The following is a 2730-nucleotide window of genomic DNA, read 5'->3' as shown; positions in this document are numbered from 1 at the left end:
AGAACCTTGACGGCAAGTACCTGCTGCGATGCTCCGACCCTCACCTATCCGCCGAGGACATCGCCCTCGGTTACAAGCAGCTCCTCGAAGTCGAGAGAAGCAAGCCACAGTGCTGTCATACCTGCGGCTTGGTTCCATCGCCGTCGGCTCCTTCCTCTCGTGCCTCTTCTTTCCCGGTGTTCGTGCTGGCGGCCTGATTCTTCAGCCAGGGGCGCCGGTTGTGCTGGCCGCGCGGCACCTGGTGCAGCGTGCGCAGGCGTTCGACCTCTGCCGGGTCGGCGTGGACGACCGTCAGTCGGGCCTGGGGGTGCAGGTATCCGGTGGCCCAGCCTCGCCGCACCCAGGAGTCGAGGGTGACCTCGGACATGCCCAGGTGCTCGGCGAGGTCGCGGAGCCACCACTGGTGTTCGTCCAGGTCGGGGCGGGTGCGGTGAGGCGTGCGGGAGCGCTGGATGCCCAGGGCCCGCAGCAGGTCGTTGACTGCGTTCCTGGTGAAGGTCTCACTGCGCTTGGGCGGGCGGAAGCCCTCGGCGTTGAGGTGCTCGGCGATCTGCTCGGTGGTGCAGCCGGCTTCGGCCAACTCAGCAGTGCAGGCGCGGAGTTGGGAGTAGTAGCTGAGCTGGGTCAGGCAGGCCACGGGACGTGCCACCTGCGCGTCGGTGCGGTGGCCGCCGGCCCAGCGGACCGCCACGTTCACCAGCTCGCTGGTACCGATCACCTCGACGCGAACCTGCTCGACCAGGTGCCGGATCAGCTGCTTGCGGTCCGCGTCGGTGGTGGTCTGTGCATGCCAGATGCCGGGGATGTCGGCGGCCAGGGCCCTGATCTGTGCGCGCTCGGCGGCGCTGAGGGTGCGCGGACGCTCGGCGAGGAAGCGGTCGTACTCCTCGCCCAGCGCCTGCCGCTGTTGCATCGCGGTCTCCCAGTCCTTCTCCAACTGCCGTACCACCAGCCGGTTCTCGGGCTCGGCGAGCTGGTACTGACGCCGGGCGCGGTCCGCCGCGTAGTCGGCGCGCTCCAGGCGCTGCCGCCAGATCCGGTCCACCTGAGCGCGCTGTGTCTCGACCTGCTCGGCCGCCGCGAGGGAGACCTCCACCGCGGCGGGAGTCATCGCCTGCAGCAGCAGGGCGGTGACGTGCTCGTCGACGCAGCCGCCGGCCAGCTGCTGGCACTGCCTCTGGCCGTAGTCGCTCTTGGCGCGGGCACACACATACGCCGGATGCAGTTTCCCTCCCGCACCGCGCTGGTAGCGCACCGTCATCTTCGCGCCGCAGCGACCGCAGACCACCAGCCCGGCCAGCAGCGCCGAGCCATCGCGCACCACCCCGATACTCTCGGACCGGGCCCGGTTGGCGTCCATCCGCTCAAGGTTCCGCTCATACTGCTCGACACTGATATAGGCAGGCAGCAGGCCCGGAAGGTAGACGAACCAGTCCTCGCGACCGGTACGCACCCGGCCGGTGCACGGCCGCCCCGCCTGCCGCCGCCGCGGATCGAGCCGACTGCGGCCGTAGACGTAGATTCCAGCGTAGGCCGGGTTGCGGAGCATGTTCTGCACCGCGGCCCGACTGGGGCGGCGCCACTCCAACTCCCCGCGCTCGGGGCCCTCGCGCAGCCTCACTCCGACCTGGATGTGGTTGTCGACCAGGTAGCACAGCACCGCGTTGACGGTCCCGAACCGCTCGAACAGCTCGAAGACCAGGTGGACCACCGAGCGGACCTGCTCGTCGGGGTCGAGGACGACTTCCCCGGACCGGCGGCGCAGGAAGCCGATCGGCAGCGGCACCACCAATTCCCCACGCCGGGCTTTGGCCAGACGTCCGGACCACATCCGCTGCTTGATCAGGTGCAGTTCTGCCTCACTGATCGTCCCCTTCAAGCCCAGCAGCAGCCGGTCGTTGTGATCGCTGGGGTCGTAGACGCCGTCCGGGTCCCCGAGCAGGGCCCCCGCCAGGGCGCACAACTCCAGGAGCTGATGCCATTCGCGACCGCTACGCGCCAGCCGGGACATCTCGATCCCCAGCACGATCCCCACATGGTCCAACCCGACCTCGGAGACCAGACGCTGAAAGCCGGGCCGCGCATCGAACCCGGACGCGGAGTGCCCCAGGTCCTCGTCGATCACCAGCACCCGAGCAGGCGGCCATCCCAGCGCGACCGCGCGCTCGACCAGGGCGTACTGCAGCCGCGTGGACTCCCGGTGATCCTTGACCTGCCCGGCCGTCGACTGGCGCACATAGACGGCCGCGAGCCGGTCACGGTGCCAGGGCTGGACCTTGCCCTCCAGCCGTTCCCACGGCGGCCCGACCGATGTCATCGCCCACACCCCTGTCCGCGCCCTCGGGCGGTGCCGCCGTCGCCATCCGCTCCACCAGCAGACCCAGTAAGCGGCGCACCATCACCCGGTTCATCTCCGGGAACGACTCCCAGCTCGGCGCTCCCGCTGTCGCGGGTGCGGACTGGGGGCACGGCCGCGTCTCCACCAGCCATCGCGACCCACCCCCCTCACCCGCCTCGACCCGCTCTTCAAGCAGTCGGCGGACCGTTCCGACCAGCGCCAACAGGGCATCAACCCCTATGACAGGGGCATTCCCTGCACCCGTCTCGGCTATGTCAGCACTGCGGCTTGCTCCTTGAGCGGGGCTGGCGGGACATGAAGCAGATCATCGACCTGCGGCCCGTCTATCACCGGCTCGAGGAACGCATACGCTCGCACGTCATTCTCTGCTG

Annotated in this window: 1 protein-coding gene; it reads right to left on the bottom strand. The window is 69.4% G+C overall.

The window, feature by feature from the left end:
* Positions 1–115: 115 nt before the first annotated feature.
* Positions 116–2317: a recombinase family protein gene (locus tag ACFYX0_RS47365; RefSeq protein ID WP_388981945.1), complete on the bottom strand. Its 2202-nt coding sequence runs from the start codon at positions 2315–2317 to the stop codon at positions 116–118.
* Positions 2318–2730: the final 413 nt, after the last annotated feature.

This window comes from Streptomyces sp. NPDC002573 (genome assembly GCF_042889625.1).
Classification (GTDB): domain Bacteria; phylum Actinomycetota; class Actinomycetes; order Streptomycetales; family Streptomycetaceae; genus Streptomyces; species Streptomyces gibsoniae.
This window is presented reverse-complemented; position numbering and strand designations above follow the sequence as displayed.